The organism is Pantoea ananatis LMG 2665 (assembly GCF_000710035.2).
Lineage (GTDB): Bacteria > Pseudomonadota > Gammaproteobacteria > Enterobacterales > Enterobacteriaceae > Pantoea > Pantoea ananatis.
Map to the genome: position 1 here is coordinate 527,582 of NZ_JMJJ01000004.1, position 17,354 is coordinate 544,935.

14 protein-coding genes are annotated in these 17,354 nt (G+C 53.3%); 11 read left to right on the forward strand and 3 right to left on the reverse strand.

Features of this window, described 5'->3' with window-relative positions:
• Positions 1–62: 62 nt before the first annotated feature.
• Together focA and ycaO are read right to left on the reverse strand one after the other, a co-directional pair.
• The gene (focA, locus tag EL29_RS04295; RefSeq protein WP_013025235.1) at positions 63–923 is read right to left on the reverse strand and encodes a formate transporter FocA; all 861 of its coding nucleotides are present in this window, start codon (positions 921–923) and stop codon (positions 63–65) included.
• 378 nt (positions 924–1,301) lie between these two features.
• Positions 1,302–3,065: a 30S ribosomal protein S12 methylthiotransferase accessory factor YcaO gene (ycaO, locus tag EL29_RS04300; protein WP_013025236.1), complete on the reverse strand. Its 1,764-nt coding sequence runs from the start codon at positions 3,063–3,065 to the stop codon at positions 1,302–1,304.
• Between the two features lie 309 nt (positions 3,066–3,374).
• On the opposite strand from ycaO, the gene serC reads away from it, so the two are divergent.
• The 11 genes from serC to kdsB all read left to right on the forward strand — a co-directional run bounded on the left by serC (position 3,375) and on the right by kdsB (position 16,358).
• On the forward strand, positions 3,375–4,460 hold the full coding sequence (gene serC / locus EL29_RS04305) for a 3-phosphoserine/phosphohydroxythreonine transaminase (RefSeq protein ID WP_015700652.1): 1,086 nt from the start codon (positions 3,375–3,377) through the stop codon (positions 4,458–4,460).
• Between the two features lie 81 nt (positions 4,461–4,541).
• Positions 4,542–5,828 (forward strand): 3-phosphoshikimate 1-carboxyvinyltransferase, encoded by a 1,287-nt coding sequence (aroA, locus tag EL29_RS04310; RefSeq protein ID WP_028714986.1) that lies wholly within the window; start codon positions 4,542–4,544, stop codon positions 5,826–5,828.
• A gap of 191 nt (positions 5,829–6,019) precedes the next feature.
• Positions 6,020–6,700 (forward strand): (d)CMP kinase, encoded by a 681-nt coding sequence (gene cmk / locus EL29_RS04315; protein WP_014606194.1) that lies wholly within the window; start codon positions 6,020–6,022, stop codon positions 6,698–6,700.
• Between the two features lie 122 nt (positions 6,701–6,822).
• Positions 6,823–8,496 carry a 30S ribosomal protein S1 gene (gene rpsA, locus EL29_RS04320; RefSeq protein WP_026021040.1) on the forward strand — a complete coding sequence of 558 codons (1,674 nt, stop codon included), beginning with the start codon at positions 6,823–6,825 and terminating at the stop codon, positions 8,494–8,496.
• Between the two features lie 82 nt (positions 8,497–8,578).
• On the forward strand, positions 8,579–8,863 hold the full coding sequence (gene ihfB / locus EL29_RS04325; RefSeq protein ID WP_003849360.1) for an integration host factor subunit beta: 285 nt from the start codon (positions 8,579–8,581) through the stop codon (positions 8,861–8,863).
• Between the two features lie 202 nt (positions 8,864–9,065).
• Positions 9,066–11,321, forward strand: a complete 2,256-nt coding sequence (locus EL29_RS04330; protein WP_028714987.1) for a DNA internalization-related competence protein ComEC/Rec2 — start codon at positions 9,066–9,068, stop codon at positions 11,319–11,321.
• Positions 11,322–11,355: 34 nt separating this feature from the next.
• Positions 11,356–13,104, forward strand: coding sequence for a lipid A ABC transporter ATP-binding protein/permease MsbA (gene msbA / locus EL29_RS04335; RefSeq protein ID WP_028714988.1), 1,749 nt, complete (start codon positions 11,356–11,358; stop codon positions 13,102–13,104).
• Positions 13,101–14,102, forward strand: coding sequence for a tetraacyldisaccharide 4'-kinase (gene lpxK, locus EL29_RS04340; protein ID WP_028714989.1), 1,002 nt, complete (start codon positions 13,101–13,103; stop codon positions 14,100–14,102). The genes msbA and lpxK overlap by 4 nt, the downstream gene beginning before the upstream one ends.
• A gap of 24 nt (positions 14,103–14,126) precedes the next feature.
• Entirely contained in the window at positions 14,127–15,344 is a 1,218-nt protein-coding gene (locus EL29_RS04345; protein WP_028714990.1) for a winged helix-turn-helix domain-containing protein, read from the forward strand.
• Between the two features lie 85 nt (positions 15,345–15,429).
• Complete coding sequence (locus EL29_RS04350) at positions 15,430–15,612, forward strand: Trm112 family protein (protein WP_013025246.1); 183 nt, start codon at positions 15,430–15,432, stop codon at positions 15,610–15,612.
• Entirely contained in the window at positions 15,609–16,358 is a 750-nt protein-coding gene (gene kdsB, locus EL29_RS04355) for a 3-deoxy-manno-octulosonate cytidylyltransferase (RefSeq protein WP_028714991.1), read from the forward strand. The genes EL29_RS04350 and kdsB overlap by 4 nt, the downstream gene beginning before the upstream one ends.
• A gap of 97 nt (positions 16,359–16,455) precedes the next feature.
• Here the strand turns inward: kdsB and elyC are convergent, their stop codons facing one another.
• On the reverse strand, positions 16,456–17,232 hold the full coding sequence (gene elyC / locus EL29_RS04360; RefSeq protein ID WP_028714992.1) for an envelope biogenesis factor ElyC: 777 nt from the start codon (positions 17,230–17,232) through the stop codon (positions 16,456–16,458).
• Positions 17,233–17,354: the final 122 nt, after the last annotated feature.

Genomic DNA, 17,354 nt, shown 5'->3' on the forward strand with positions numbered 1-17,354 from the left:
CCTTATTTAAGGAGACTTTTGCTCTTGGGTCGATCCGGTTGGGATGAACCCTCGAGGCTGGATTAGTGCGCTTCGTGTCCACCGCGTAAGTAAATTACCCAGTAGGTCAATCCGACCAGCACGCCACCGCCGATAATGTTGCCGAGCGTGACTGGAATCAGATTGTCGAAAATAAAGTTTTTCACAGAAAGGGCCGGAAACTGTGCTGCCGTCGCGCCCGCAGCATGCCAAAATTCCGGGCCAGAAAAATCGCGAATGACGATGGCGAAAGGAATTAAAAACATATTTGCGATACTGTGTTCAAAACCACAGGCAACAAACATCGCCACCGGCAAAATCATAATCAGGCTTTTATCCATTAAGGTCCGTCCTGAATAGCTCATCCAGACCGCCAGACAGACCATCAAATTAGCCAGAATACCCAGAGAGACCGCTTCAACAAACGTGTGATGCATTTTATGGTCGGCAGTCTGCAACACGTTTAAACCCCATGCGCCGTTGGCCACCGTATGCTCACCGGAAAACCACATCAGCGCGACAAAAAACAGCGCACCGACCAGATTACCAACATAAACGTTGATCCAGTTACGTGCCAGTTGCCCCCAGGTGATGCGGCCACTCGCTTTCGCAACGACGATCAGCACGGTGGAGGTAAACAGGTCGGCACCACATACCACAACGAGTATCAACCCGAGTGAGAAACATATCCCCCCGACGAGCTTAGCCATGCCGTAAGCCATTTCACCGCTGCCGGTGGTGGCTGTGATGTAAAACACGAAAGCGATGGAGATAAACATGCCTGCGGTAAACGCGAGAAAGGTTGTCGTCAGCGGATGCTTGGTGGCTTTGTAGACGCCAGCGTCTTCAGCCACTTTTGCCATCGCGGCGGGTAATAACAGATTAAAAGGATTGTCAGCTTTCACACTAACTCACTCCAAAAGTTGTCTGAAAAAAATAATAACAAATGCACCTGTGATTAAAGTTGATATAGATCATGTCCAGCAGAGCAACAACGGTAAAGGTTTAACAAGAAAGGTGGTTTTTGGAACTAACGTCATGAAAAATAATGAATAAATTTATTTTAAATAATACAGGTTTTGTTTAACGAGAGGGCGTAATCAAGGCTGAAATATTGTAGATTTGTTAATAAGATAGGTTGTCGGTGTCGCTATTTAGCAGAAAAATAATGCCATTAATCTATTAATGGCAGGAATACATGAGGATCAATAAAAAGGCACTGAACAGGTTCAGTGCCTCAGGCATGATTGTCAGACTAACCCGCGTGAATGTTCAACGCCAGCTTAGGCATTTTCCCAGTAGCGGCGTTTGGCACGCTGCAATTTTTCATAAGCCGCCAGTAGCGCCTGATGAGCAGGGAAAGCGGTCAGGTCGCTGTCTACCGACTGAAGACCGTTGAAGGCTGCTTCACCACTGATGGCTGCGGATGCCGCTTCTACCGCCTCTGCGCCATACATACGGACAAAGGCGGCGTGATATTCCAGTGGATTACGCTCGTCTTCCATGGCCAGAAGTAGCAGAGTTTGCAGGCAACGATAATAATTTGCCCGCGCTGGGCTGAACACGGAGCCGTTGAATTCCATGGTCCATTCTGTCCAGATCAATGCCTGATCCAGATCGCCGCCGGCCAGCGCAAGCATGGCTTTAAGCTCCCCGATGCGTAAGGTATACCAGCCATTATCTTTACCCGTTGCCAGGCCAAGCAACTCACGGACGCGGGTGAAGTCATCAAAACCTTCTTCATCCAACTGCGAAATGAGATCAAGGTACTCTTCTGGATTCCAGTTGCTGCCGGGCAGGGCAAGCAGCGTGTCACGAATGCCTGCGCCCATGCTGTTATTTGCCAGCAGCAGGTCTTCGGCCGGATAGATATCGGACATGCCCGGCACAATAATGCGGCAGGCATAAACGCCTAAGTGCTCGTAGTCCGCGATATAAACTTCCTGATCTTCGGCAGCAAAAATGGCCATCAGCGTGCTGAACTCTTGCTCGGTAGTGCCAGCAAACGTCCAGTCAACAAACGGATAATCGGCCGTTTCTTTAAACATATCCCAGGAAATCAGGCCGCTTGAATCAATAAAGTGGGTTTCCAGATTGGCGTGCTCTGCCACTTCTTCATCATCAAAGGTGGGTGGGGTAAAGACGTCCAAATCCTTGAGGCTGCGGCCCTGGAGCAGTTCAGTAACGGTGCGCTCCAGCGCAACGCCAAAGTCCGGATGCGCACCGAAGGACGCGAAACAGGTGCCATTGGCAGGGTTAAACAGGACCACACAGATAACCGGATATTTACCGCCCAGCGACGCGTCATACGCAAAGATTGGGAAGCCTTCAGCTTCCAGGCGCGCAATGGCCTCGACCACGGAAGGGTAGCGCGCCATCACTGACTCGGGGATGGCTGGGAGGCTGATCGATTCGGCAATGATACGGTTCTTAATGTAGCGCTCAAAGACCTCGGATAATCCCTGCACCCGCGCTTCATTGGCCGTATTGCCGGCCGACATGCCGTTCGATACGTAAAGGTTGCCAATGATGTTCATCGGGATATAGACGGTTTGCTGATCGGACTGGCGGGTAAAAGGCAGGGCGCAAATACCGCGCTCGCTGTTACCCGACTGGAGATCGATCAGGTCTGATGCGGCCACCGCATTTTCAGGATCGTAAAAGGCACGCAGGCGTGAGTCCAGGATCCCCTCTGGCAGGCTGTCATCTTCCGGAAGCGCAAACCATTTTTCATTGGGGTAATGAACAAAATCGCCTTGAGCGATGCGGTTACCCAGCCAGAAATCGGCAAAAAAGTAGTTCGTGGACAGGCGCTCAAAATATTCACCCAATGCGGAAGCCAGGGCGGCTTTCTTGCTGGCACCTTTGCCATTGGTAAAGCAGAGTGGACAGTCGCGGTCGCGAATATGCACAGACCAGACGTGTGGAACGGGATTAAGCCAGGAAGCTTCTTCTATATTAAAGCCCAGATCCTGCAGTTTGGTCTGGAAACGCGTAATGGAGTCTTCCAGGGCGGCATCTTTGCCCGGGATAAAAGTTTGCGTCATGGTGCCGCTCTCTCTGTGAATAGGGTGCCTAAAGCGCGCAATGATACGTTTTTTACCGCCTGTTCGCTATCAAGTCGCTGCAATTTTACTGGACGTTTTCTCATGTCAGGGTTTGTCTGCCAATACCGGCAGCGAGTGAAAGGAACGTCCCTCACAATATTTTGTGTTGGCTTGCATTGGTAACATAACCTCCGGTGCGCCGTGCTGAAAAAATGTGACCGGTGTTAGATTTATGATTGCAGCCACCAGAATGCAGTGATAAAACCGAATCGTTATTCATAACCGTTCGATATGACAGTGGTGAGGGAAATGACGCAAATTTATAATTTTAGCTCTGGGCCAGCGATGCTGCCGAGCGAAGTGCTCCGCCGTGCAGAACAAGAATTGACAAACTGGCATGGTCTGGGGACTTCAGTAATGGAGATCAGTCACCGCAGTAAAGAGTTTATTCAGGTGGCCGAGGAAGCGGAAGCGGACTTCCGTGATCTGCTAAAAATCCCCTCTAATTACAAAGTTTTATTCTGCCACGGCGGCGCACGTGCGCAGTTTGCTGCGGTACCGGGTAACCTGCTGGGCAGCGCCACCAGTGCGGATTATGCCGACGGCGGCTACTGGGCGCACAGCGCCATTAAAGAAGCGGCAAAATATTGTTCGCCCCGCACGCTGGATGTCAAAACGACCCTTGAGGGAAAACGCGCCATTCTGCCTATGCGTGAGTGGGACGTCAGCGATGCGGCAGCCTATTTGCACTTCTGCCCGAATGAAACCATTGACGGCGTTGCCATTGATGAAGAACCTGATTTTGGCGACAAGGTCGTCGTTGCCGATCTCTCTTCCACGATTTTATCCCGCTCTATTGATGTCAGCCGCTATGGCGTGATTTATGCGGGCGCCCAGAAAAATATTGGTCCGGCGGGCATTACCCTGGTCATCGTCCGGGACGATCTGTTAGGTAAAGCGCATCAAAGTGTGCCTTCCATTCTGGATTACAGTGTTCTGGCGGAAAACGACTCCATGTTCAACACGCCGCCAACGTTCGCCTGGTACCTGAGCGGTCTGGTATTCAAGTGGCTGAAGCAGAAAGGCGGCGTCGGTGAAATTGAAAAAATTAATCAGGCAAAAGCGGGCTTGCTTTACGACCTCATTGATAAGAGTGATTTCTACCGTAACGATGTCGCTCTGCTGAACCGTTCGCGAATGAATATTCCTTTCCAACTTGCGGATGCGTCACTCGACAGCCTGTTCCTGGAAGAGTCATTTAAAGCAGGTTTGCATGCCTTGAAAGGCCATCGCGTTGTTGGCGGCATGCGTGCATCCATCTACAATGCGATGCCGCTGGAAGGTGTTAAAGCCCTCACAGACTTCATGATCGATTTCGAACGCCGCCACGGCTGATTATTCCCCAGTCAGTGGGACTGCTGACACCTGACTCCGCCATACGGCGGAGTTGTCGTTTTTTTGAGGATAGAGTTTCACATGCAAGATTCCCTGACCCTTCAGCCCATTGCTCGCGTAAATGGCACGGTTAATTTGCCCGGCTCCAAGAGTGTTTCAAACCGCGCGCTGCTGCTGGCCGCATTGGCGAACGGCAAAACCCGACTCACTAATCTGCTGGACAGTGATGATGTTAAGCACATGCTTAATGCGCTTAAGGCTCTGGGCGTCGATTTCACGCTTTCCAGCGATCGTACCGTTTGCGACGTTACCGGAAAGGGCGGACCGCTTCAGGCGTCACAACCCGTTGAACTCTTCCTGGGCAATGCTGGTACGGCTATGCGTCCGCTGGCTGCGGCGCTGTGCCTTGGCGAGCAGGATGTGGTGCTGACGGGCGAACCGCGGATGAAAGAGCGGCCGATAGGGCATCTGGTTGACGCGCTACGTCAGGGCGGCGCCCAAATCGATTACCTTGAGAATACGGATTATCCCCCTGTTCGTCTGCGTGGCGGCTTTACGGGCGGAGAGGTCACCGTTGACGGTAGCGTATCCAGTCAGTTTTTGACCGCGTTGCTGATGACGGCGCCGTTAGCTCAGGAAGACACGCGAATCACGATTAAAGGCGATCTGGTCTCGAAACCCTACATCGACATTACCCTGCACCTGATGCGCTGTTTTGGCGTGGAGGTTGAAAATCAGCACTACCAGCATTTCCTGATCCAGGGAAAACAGCAGTATCAGTCACCGGGGGAGTATCTGGTGGAGGGCGATGCGTCTTCTGCGTCCTATTTCCTGGCGGCGGCCGCGATTAAAGGCGGCACTGTGCGAGTGACCGGTATCGGTCGTCATAGCGTACAAGGCGATATTCGTTTTGCCGACGTGCTGGAAAAAATGGGTGCCACCATCGAGTGGGGTGACGATTTCATTGCCTGTACGGCGGGCAAGCTGCAGGCTATTGATATGGATATGAACCATATTCCCGATGCCGCGATGACAATTGCCACTGCCGCGCTGTTTGCTGAAGGCACGACCCAACTGCGCAATATCTACAACTGGCGGGTTAAAGAAACCGATCGCCTGACGGCGATGGCAACAGAACTCCGTAAAGTTGGGGCTGAAGTCGAAGAAGGGCACGACTTTATCCGTGTTACCCCGCCGGCTAAGCTGATGCATGCTGACATCGGAACTTATAACGACCATCGTATGGCTATGTGTTTTTCGCTGGTGGCGTTATCAGATACGCCCGTAACAATTCTTGACCCGGGCTGTACTGCTAAAACCTTCCCTGACTATTTTGAGCAACTGGCAAAAATTAGCCATAACGCCTGAGTCCTGTGCCCGGTGAGTATTTCACCGGGCCGTTTTCCCTGTCTCATTTCTCGCGTCAAAAAGCCCTTTTTCAGACGAAATTTCGCCTAACCTTCTCTCTTAAGGGTAACGCCGTGTCGCAGGGCAGCGTATAATGCCCGACATTTGTGATGGCCAACTGGCCAAAATGCGCGCAGCAACAGGAGGGAATAATGACAGCAACTGCCCCGGTCATAACTATTGATGGGCCAAGTGGTGCGGGAAAGGGCACCCTGTGCAAAGCGATGGCGGAAGCATTGCAGTGGCATTTACTGGACTCTGGCGCGATTTACCGTGTTCTGGCGTTAGCTGCATTACATCACCAGGTTGATATCGAATCTGAAGAAGGACTGGTGCCGATTGCCGCTCACCTTGATGTGCGCTTCATCTCACAGAACGGTGAGATGCAGGTCATCCTTGAAGGCGAAGAAGTCACCAGCGAAATTCGCACCCAGGAAGTGAGCAATACCGCGTCGCGCGTTGCGGCATTTCCTCGCGTGCGTGAAGCCCTGTTACGCCGCCAGCGCGCCTTTCGCGAGGCTCCCGGCCTGATTGCCGATGGGCGTGATATGGGAACCGTTGTTTTCCCCGACGCGCCTGTGAAGATTTTCCTTGATGCCAGCCCGGAAGTCCGTGCAGAACGACGTATGCTACAGTTGCAGGACAAGGGCTTTAATGTTAACTTTGATCGCCTTTTAGCCGAGATAAAAGAGCGCGACGACCGCGATCGTAACCGCGCTATAGCGCCATTAGTGCCTGCTGAAGATGCGTTAGTGTTGGATTCAACACAGATGTCTATCGAGCAAGTTATTGATAAAGCGTTAGATTATGCCCGCAAAACGCTGGGCATTTAACATTTTGGTTTAAACGAATTGTATTAACCCTGTGCCAGGGATCCGGTGCAGGGCATGTGAAACAACCCCATCCGACATGAAGTCAGATGGACGTTAAATTGAAGAATCCTAAGATTATCAATATGACTGAATCTTTTGCTCAACTATTTGAAGAATCCCTGAAAGAAATCGAAACCCGCCCGGGTTCCATCGTTCGTGGCGTCGTTGTCTCTATCGACAAAGACGTTGTTCTGGTTGATGCGGGCCTGAAATCTGAATCTGCAATTCCTGCAGAGCAGTTCAAAAACGCAGCCGGCGAACTGGAAATCCAGGTTGGTGACGAAGTTGACGTTGCTCTGGACGCAGTGGAAGACGGCTTCGGTGAAACTCTGCTGTCCCGTGAGAAAGCTAAGCGTCATGAAGCTTGGATCACGCTGGAAAAAGCTTACGAAGAAGCTGAAACTGTTACCGGTATTATCAACGGCAAAGTCAAAGGTGGCTTCACAGTTGAGCTGAACGGTATCCGTGCGTTCCTGCCAGGTTCACTGGTAGATGTGCGTCCAGTGCGTGACACGCTGCACCTGGAAGGCAAAGAGCTTGAATTCAAAGTGATCAAGCTGGATCAGAAACGCAACAACGTCGTGGTTTCACGTCGTGCGGTTATCGAATCTGAGAACAGTGCAGAGCGCGATCAGCTGCTGGAAAACCTGCAGGAAGGCATGGAAGTCAAAGGTATCGTTAAGAACCTGACTGACTACGGTGCGTTCGTTGATCTGGGCGGCGTTGACGGCCTGCTGCACATCACTGATATGGCCTGGAAGCGCGTTAAGCATCCAAGCGAGATCGTGAATGTTGGCGATGAAATCAACGTTAAAGTCCTGAAATTCGACCGCGAGCGTACCCGTGTATCTCTGGGTCTGAAGCAGCTGGGCGAAGATCCATGGGTGGCTATCGCTAAGCGCTATCCAGAAGGCACCAAGCTGACTGGTCGTGTGACCAACCTGACTGATTACGGCTGCTTCGTAGAAATCGAAGAAGGCGTTGAAGGTCTGGTACACGTTTCAGAAATGGACTGGACCAACAAAAACATCCATCCGTCTAAAGTTGTTAACGTAGGCGATGTGGTTGAAGTAATGGTTCTGGACATCGATGAAGAGCGTCGTCGTATCTCCCTGGGTCTGAAGCAGTGTAAATCTAACCCATGGCAGCAGTTCGCCGAGACTCACAATAAAGGCGATCGCGTTGAAGGTAAAATCAAGTCAATCACTGACTTCGGTATCTTCATCGGCCTGGACGGCGGCATCGACGGTCTGGTTCACCTGTCTGACATCTCCTGGAACGCGACTGGCGAAGAAGCCGTTCGTGAGTACAAAAAAGGTGACGAAATCGCTGCCGTTGTACTGCAGGTTGATGCAGAGCGCGAGCGTATCTCTCTGGGCGTTAAACAGCTGGCAGAAGATCCGTTCAACAACTACATCACTTTGAACAAGAAAGGTGCCATCGTCACCGGTAAAGTGACTGCAGTTGATGCTAAAGGTGCTACAGTTGAATTAGCAGACGGCGTTGAAGGTTACCTGCGCGCTTCTGAAGCTTCACTGGACCGCATCGAAGACGCTACGCTGGTTCTGAACGTAGGCGACGACGTTGAAGCTAAATTCACCGGCGTTGACCGTAAAAACCGCGTTGTTAGCCTGTCTGTTCGTGCGAAAGACCAGGCTGACGAGAAAGAAGCCATCAATACTGTTAACACCAAACAGGAAGAAGGCAACTTCTCTAGCGCTATGGCTGAAGCGTTCAAAGCGGCTAAAGGCGAGTAATCGACCTTGCACCGGGCGGATTTATTCGCCCGGTTTCGGTAAAAGCTGTCATACATTCCTGTAGGGATTAACCGGAGGTTACATGACCAAGTCAGAACTGATTGAAAGGCTGGCGGGACAGCATACTCATATACCGGCGAAAGTCGTTGAGGATGCAGTCAAAGAAATGCTGGAGCACATGGCCACGACGCTGGCACAGGGCGAACGCATTGAAATCCGGGGATTCGGCAGCTTTTCGTTGCATTATCGCGCTCCGCGCACCGGTCGTAACCCGAAAACGGGTGACAAAGTGGATCTGGAAGGTAAATACGTTCCCCACTTCAAGCCGGGCAAAGAACTGCGTGACCGTGCAAACATTTACGGCTAAGCCGATACCGAACCGCCTAAACGACATCTCCGGATGTCGTTTTTTTTTGCCTGTCACCTGCGATGGATCTCTCTTCCAGAAAAATGTCTCTTCGCTGCAACGGCCGATTTTTACTGCGATCCTTCACCTGGTGAACAACGAATGCGCTTTATCCTGAGAAGTCGTGCGGCATACTTGTGGCACGACAGGAGCGGGATGCATTATGTTGACATGGATTTTACTGGCAAGAATCGCCGCGATCACGACGTTACCCTTACTGGTGTTACCCGGGCTTCCTTCCCCTTTCACCATATTGGTGCTGCTGTTGAGTGGTGTCTGCGTGATTGCCTTGTCTCATCGCAGGATCCGCATCGCCGGCGTGGCGCTCCTGTTCACGGCCTGGGGGCTTTTTAATGCACAATCACTGGTAAAAGACACCGAAATGATGATTGCTGCCCCGGGGAAGTTTGATGTGCAAATTGAGGACGTCCATCAGACGCATTCGCGCATCAGAGTCAGATTGCTAAAAGTGGACGATCACATTCTCTTTCCGCCGCGCTTTGCGTGGCTTTCGTTGCCGGATAACGCCAGTGAGTATTGCCCCGGTCAGCGTGGAAAGATGATGCTCAGGCTGAGAGCGGTGCATGCCAGGCTCAACGAAGGGGCGTTTGATGCGCAGCGCTTCGCCATGGCGAATCATGCACCCGTGCAGGGCCGTATTGTTTCCCAGACCATCACGCACGCCTCCTGCAGCGTGCGCTGGCGATTTATCACTCACCATCGTCAGCAAAACGGCCACTTGCCTGCCTCAGCCACGCTTGAAGCGTTAGCCTTTGGCATCCGGGACAACCTCAGCGAGGCGATCCGACAGCTGTTAAGGGATACCGGTACCGCGCACCTTATGGCAATTTCAGGCATGCACATTGCTTTGGCAGCAGGGACAGGGTGGTTACTGGCACGAGGAAGCCAGATTCTGTTTCCGGCCCGCGCTGTCAGCTATCTGTATCCTGTCATTATGGGATGGCTTTTTGCCGCGCTGTATACCTGGCTTTCCGGGGCGCATGCACCTGCGCAGCGGGCATTACTGGCACTGACACTCTGGGCTGTAACACGTTTCGTTGGCGTGCAGTTGAGTAGCTGGCAAGTCTGGACGCTGTGTGTGGGTTTACTGCTTGCCGTCGACCCGCTTACGGTACTCTCTGACAGCTTCTGGCTTTCTGTGTTGGCGGTGGGCATGCTGTTGACCTGGTACCACTGGTTCCCACTGGCGGCGCGCTTTCGGCACGCACGCCGCTGGTTACCGATACAGCTTCTCCACCTGCAGTCAGGCATGATGATTTTGATGCTGCCGTTACAGGCGGGCTTGTTCAACGGCATTAGTATAACGGCGCTGATAGCCAATCTGCTGGCCATCCCGGTGGTGTCATTTGTCACGGTGCCGTTAATACTGGTTGCGATGCTGCTACCGGTGCCGGCACTCTCCACCTGGTTTTGGCTGGCGGCAGATGGCTCTCTTCGTTTTCTGTTAACCAGCCTGGCGCTGTTGCCGCCGGGCTGGTGGCCATTGCAGGGGGCAGCCTTTTTTATGCTCATGGTGTGGGGCGGCTTGCTGGTCTGGCGCACTGGTGCACTGTTCAGCCTGCCGTGGAGCTGCAGCGCTATCGCACTGGCCATGGTGTTTTCCCGCCACTATAAACCGGAAAGGGAATGGCGCATTGATATGCTGGATGTCGGGCATGGCTTGAGCGTGGTCATCAGTCAGGGCCGTGAGGCCGTGTTGTACGATACGGGGCCACGCTGGCAACACAGTGATGCAGGAACACGCGTGATTACGCCCTGGTTACAACATAAAGGTCTGGTACTGCAGGAGGTTATTCTGAGCCACAGACATCTCGATCATACCGGCGGGCTCGCTGCCATTCTGCAACGCTGGCCTGGGATAAAGGTGCGCAGCAGCCTGGAGGGAACGCACCATTTGGCCTGCGTTCGGGGAGCGACATGGCGTTGGAAGCAGCTAAATTTCAGCGTGCTCTGGCCACTCAGTTCACCCAATAAAGGTGAAAATAACGACTCCTGCGTGGTGAGCGTTGATGACGGAAATGTCCGGCTGTTGCTGACCGGCGATCTGGAAAAACTGGCTGAGCAGCAGTTGGTCAGGCTGGAGAAGCAGCAGCTAAAAGCCGATATTTTGCAGGTTCCCCATCATGGCAGCCGCACGTCATCCTCTCGATTACTGCTTCGTAGCGTGGCCGGACACACCGCGATTGCCTCTCTGGCGCGCTATAATGCATGGCGAATGCCGGCTAAACCTGTATTACGTAATTACCACGAATATGGCTATAACTGGCTCGATACAGGGCAATCTGGACAGATAAGCATCAGAGTTGGTAAAGGTAAAATGCAGGTTTTTACCCTCAGAGAACAATTAATGCCCCGTTGGTATCATCAGTGGTTTGGCGTCAAACGCGAATCCAGGTAGAATGGCCGGCTATTTCCAACAACGTGAATAAATAATGCATCAAGATAAAGATCTCTCAACGTGGCAGACATTCCGTCGACTCTGGCCGATGATCGCACCCAACAAAGCTGGCTTAATTGTGGCGGCTACGGCCCTGATTATTAATGCCGCAGGCGATACGTTAATGCTCTCCCTGTTGAAGCCTTTGCTGGATGACGGCTTTGGTAAAGCGGACAGGTCCGTGATGCTGTGGATGCCGTTGGCAGTTATTGGCTTGATGCTGGTTCGCGGCGTAAGTAGCTATATTTCCAGCTACTGCATTTCCTGGGTATCCGGGAACGTGGTCATGAATATGCGCCGGCGTCTGTTCAGTCATATGATGGGCATGCCGGTGGCCTTCTTCGATCAGCAGTCTACGGGTACGCTCCTCTCGCGTATCACCTATGACTCGGAGCAGGTTGCATCGTCTTCATCAGGCGCACTGGTCACGGTCGTGCGCGAAGGCGCGTCCATCATCGGCCTGTTTATCATGATGTTCTATTACAGCTGGCAGCTGTCGCTGATTCTCATCGTGCTCGCCCCCATTGTTTCCTTTGCCATTCGTATGGTGTCGAAGCGCTTCCGCAACATCAGCAAATCCATGCAAAACACCATGGGGCAGGTGACAACCAGTGCCGAGCAGATGCTGAAAGGGCATAAAGAAGTGCTGATTTTTGGCGGACAGGAAATCGAATCGGCGCGTTTTGCCAAGGTCAGCAACCGTATGCGCCAGCAGGGTATGAAGCTGGTGTCAGCGTCCTCGATCTCCGATCCGGTTATTCAGCTGATTGCCTCGCTGGCGCTGGCGTTTGTGCTTTATGCGGCGAGTTTCCCCAGCGTGATGGATACCTTGACCGCCGGTACGATCACTGTGGTGTTCTCATCCATGATTGCGCTGATGCGCCCGCTTAAGTCACTGACCAACGTGAATGCTCAGTTCCAGCGTGGTATGGCGGCCTGCCAGACGCTGTTCTCCATTCTGGACAGCGAGCAGGAAATTGACAACGGTAAGCGTGAAATTACCCGCGCGAAAGGGGATGTCGAGTTCCGTAATGTGACATTTACCTATCCGGGCGGTGAAACGCCTGCCTTGAAAGACATTAATCTGGCGCTGCCGGCAGGCAAAACGGTAGCCCTGGTGGGGCGTTCAGGCTCGGGTAAATCGACCATGGCAAGCCTGCTGACCCGTTTTTATGATATTCAGCAGGGCAACATTTTGCTGGATGGCTACGATTTGCGCGAGTACACCTTATCGTCATTGCGTAATCAGGTCGCGCTGGTGTCGCAAAATGTGCACCTGTTTAATGATACCGTCGCCAATAACATTGCCTATGCGCGCAGCGAGCAGTACAGCCGTGAGGAGATTGAAAAAGCGGCGACCATGGCTCATGCCATGGATTTTATCAATAAAATGGATAAAGGGCTGGATACGGTTATCGGCGAAAACGGCGTCCTGTTGTCTGGCGGTCAGCGTCAACGTATCGCCATTGCGCGTGCGTTACTGCGCGACTGTCCTATCCTGATTCTTGACGAGGCCACTTCGGCGCTGGATACGGAATCTGAGCGTGCTATTCAGTCAGCCCTGGATGAGTTGCAGAAAAACCGTACTTCCCTGGTGATTGCACACCGCCTGTCGACTATCGAAAAAGCGGATGAAATTGTGGTCGTGGAAGAGGGCAAAATTATCGAGCGCGGCACGCATGCTGTGCTCCTTGCGGAAAAAGGCGCCTATGCCCAACTTCATAAAATGCAATTTGGCCAATGATTGAGCGCATCTGGAGCGGGCGATCGCCTTTATGGGTACTGCTATGGCCACTTAGTGTGCTATACGGGGCGATTACGGCATTGATCCGCTTCAGTTTTCAACGCGGCTGGCGCAAAAGCTGGCGTGCGCCCGTGCCTGTCGTGGTGGTCGGGAATTTAACCGCAGGCGGGAACGGCAAAACGCCGGTGGTGATTTGGCTGGTAGAGGCCCTGCAACAACGCGGCCTGCGTGTTGGCGTGATTTCACGAGGCTATGGCGGTAAAGCAGACCATTATCCATTGCAGGTCACTGCCGCAACCGCCACTGAACAGGCGGGTGACGAACCCGTTCTGATCGCCCAGCGCACGGCTGCGCCCGTGGCCGTTGCGCCGCGCCGCCGTGAGGCCATTGACCTTCTCCTGAAGCATCACGAGCTGGATCTGATTGTGACTGACGATGGTCTGCAGCATTACGCCTTGCAGCGCGATCGGGAGATTGTCGTGGTGGATGGCGTGCGCCGTTTCGGCAACGGCTGGTGGTTACCTGCTGGCCCAATGCGCGAACGCGCTTCACGTCTCAAAACGGTGGATGCCGTTATCGTCAATGGCGGCGAACCGCAGGCAGGTGAAATTGCGATGCAACTGCGCCCGGGCAAGGCGACGCATCTGCTGAGCGGCGAACAACGCCCGCTCAGCACCTTTCATAACGTTGTTGCTATGGCGGGAATTGGTCATCCGCCACGCTTCTTTAATACCTTAAAGCAGCAGGGGTTAACGCCTGTAGCGGAAATCGCTTTTGCCGACCACCATGCTTACAGCGAAGAAGAACTTTCACGTCTGCTGCAGCCTGAGCAGATGCTGTTGATGACCGAAAAAGATGCGGTTAAGTGCCGGGCATTCGCACAACCCTCGTGGTGGTATCTGCCGGTTGATGCACAACTGCACGCCGAGGCAGCCACCTTGCTGTTAGAGGATATAGAAAACCTTTGCCGTACGTCTGCACACCGGGCAAAGTACTAACCTCCCCATCTGATAAGGAAGAGAATGAGCATACATTCACTTTCGCGACAGCAGGCACGTAACATCCACCTCGCAGCTCAGGGTCTGCTCCGTCCGGCAGCCCGCCGGGCGCGTCAGCAGGACATTCCAGACTGTATTACCCGAATGGCCTTACTACAAATCGACACCATCAATGTGGTTGCCCGAAGCCCTTATCTGGTGCTGTTTAGTCGTTTAGGGGATTACCCTCAATCCTGGCTGGATACATCCCTGGCTCAGGGGGACATTTTTGAGTACTGGGCCCACGAAGCCTGCTTTATTCCGCGCAACGATTACAAATTACTGCGACATCGCATGCTCTCGCCCGAACGCCTGGGCTGGAAATACAGTGCGCAATGGGCTGCCGAGTATCAGCAGGAGATGGCCGATTTACTGACCTACATCCGCGATAACGGCCCCGTCAGATCGGCCGATTTTGCCACCGAAAAAAATCATAAACCGGGATGGTGGGCGTGGAAACCGCACAAGCGGCATCTCGAAAATCTGTTTAGCGCAGGTGAATTGATGGTAGCAGAGCGCCGAAATTTTCAGCGAGTCTACGATTTACGCACCCGGGTGATGCCGGACTGGCAGGATGCGATCCACGCGATCGGCGAGGATGAAGCGATCCAATTGATGTTGATGAACAGTGCGCGCAGCCTGGGGATTTTTCGCAGTGAATGGCTGGCCGATTATTACCGGCTGAAACAGGCACCGATCAAAGCCTTTATCCAATCGGCGCAGGTCGCGGGAGACATTATTCCGGTCGAGGTCAAGGGGATGGGCGCGATGTGGCTGCACCAGAGCGCGCTGCCCGGATTAACGACGCCTTTGAAAGCGACGCACACCGCGCTGTTATCCCCATTTGATCCCGTAGTCTGGGATCGAAAGCGGGCGCGAGAACTGTTTGATTTTGACTACCGTATCGAATGCTACACGCCTGCCGAAAAGCGCAGGTACGGTTACTTCGTTTTACCTTTGCTGCATCGTGGTCAGCTTAAAGCCCGGCTGGATGCACGAATGATTCGCGCGTCACGTCAGTTGGAGATCAAAAATATCTGGCTGGAGCACGACGTCTCTGTCACCACCTCCTTTCTCCAGGATGCACAACGGGCAATTACCCGTTTCGCGCGCTGGCAGGGTGCAGAGACGGTCGTGTTACAGCAGGCTCCTCCGGCGTTACTGGCACACTGGCCGCGGTTGTGGCCGCTGGATAATTCGTGATGCCACAACCGGTGTGGTTTACCCGCTCTTATCAACGCTGTGATATGCTTTAGCGCTTACGCTATCGGTCCGTGATGGAGGATATATGGATCACCGTTTACTCGAAATCGTTGCCTGCCCGGTTTGCAATGGCAAGCTGTATTACAACAACGAACAGCAAGAACTGATCTGCAAGCCCGATGCACTGGCTTTTCCGGTGCGCGATGGCATTCCGGTCCTGTTGGAAAACGAAGCCCGTACGTTGTCGGTTGAAGAGATCCATCCATGAGTTTCATTGCCATCATTCCTGCTCGTTATGCCTCAACCCGTCTACCCGGTAAACCCTTGGTCGATATTCATGGCAAGCCGATGGTGGTACATGTGATGGAACGCGCGCGCGAATCCGGTGCCAGCCGGGTTATCGTGGCGACCGATCACCCGGATGTGGCCGGCGCAGTGGAAGCGTCGGGAGGCGAAGTTTGCATGACGCGCGCCGATCATCATTCAGGCACAGAACGCCTTGCCGAAGTGATTGAGAAGTATCAGTTCGCAGACGATCAAATTATCGTCAATGTTCAGGGCGATGAGCCTATGATCCCGGCCGAAATCGTGCACCAGGTGGCGAATAATCTGGCGCAGTCTGAGGCCGGTATGGCGACGCTGGCCGTGCCCATTACCGATGCAGAAGAAGCCTTTAATCCTAACGCCGTGAAAGTCGTTATGGATGCCAAAGGCTATGCGCTGTATTTTTCTCGTGCGACCATTCCCTGGGACCGCGAGCGCTATGCGGAATCACGCGATCGCATCGGCGATACGCTTCTCCGGCACATTGGCATTTACGCCTACCGGGCAGGCTTTATTCGCCGTTACATCGACTGGGCACCTTGTCCCCTTGAGCAGATTGAATTACTCGAGCAGCTCCGGGTGCTGTGGTACGGCGAAAAGATTCACGTGGCCGTAGCAAAAACGGTGCCGGGCGTTGGGGTCGATACGCCAGAGGACCTGATTCGTGTGCGCGCTGCCATGCGCGGCTGAGGTCATCCGACAGGTTCAGGGCGTGACTACGGCTCTCCGCGCTTCTGATTACCCGATTGAAGGATGCGCGCGGCGTCGTGCGCATCCTCCAACGCTGTTACGAAGCGGGTGTTTCGGCGGGGGGATTAATGCGTTGCAATGCACTGCCGAGCGTTTCATAGATGGCGCGTTCGCTGTGGCCCATCCACAGCGGAGAAGGAAAAGCCCGCTCCCACCAGTTGAGCGGGGAGGTAATTGCCAACTGGTTCGACGGTGCGGCAATCGGGTTAAGCCCTGCCTGCTGGAAGAAACGCATGGCACGCGGCATATGATTCGCTGATGTGACCAGCAAAAAGGAATGATGCCCGATCACTGCGCTGACCGCCCGCGCTTCCTGCTCAGTATCCTTGGGTTGATCCAGAATATGAATATGAGCGTCAGGTACGCCAAGGCTTTCGGCGACCTGTGCGGCCACCCACGCATTACTTTTGGGATTGTGCCCTGCAGCAGCACCGGTAAAGACCATCGTTGCCTGCGGGTTACGCAGCCACTGACGCACGCCCTCTGTCACGCGAGGCAAACTGTTATTCAACAAGTTTGAGCTGGGTGCCCAGGCAGGATTGTAGGTATAGCCTCCACCCAGTACCACGATGTAATCCACTTTCTGGCTACCATTCCATGTTGAATAGTGCGACTCCACCGGCAATAACAGGCGGTCTGCCACAGGCTGTAGGCTAATCAGTAATATTATCAGCCAGCTCACCGAGATGAGTATTTTGCCGCTTTTCTGCCAGCGGCTGAACCAAAGCAGTAAAATGCCTGCCGCCATCAGTAAAAGCAGAAAAGGCAAGGGCAGCAACAGGTTACCGACGGCCTTTTTCAGCATAAAAACCATGTAAAAAACCTCTTGTTGTCCGAAAAAACAGCAGCCAGAGCGCAAGAATGGTATCAAAGCTTCATTCTTACCGTACCTGTGACAAAATAGCATATGTTTCACCGCAGCATACCGGAGCCCAC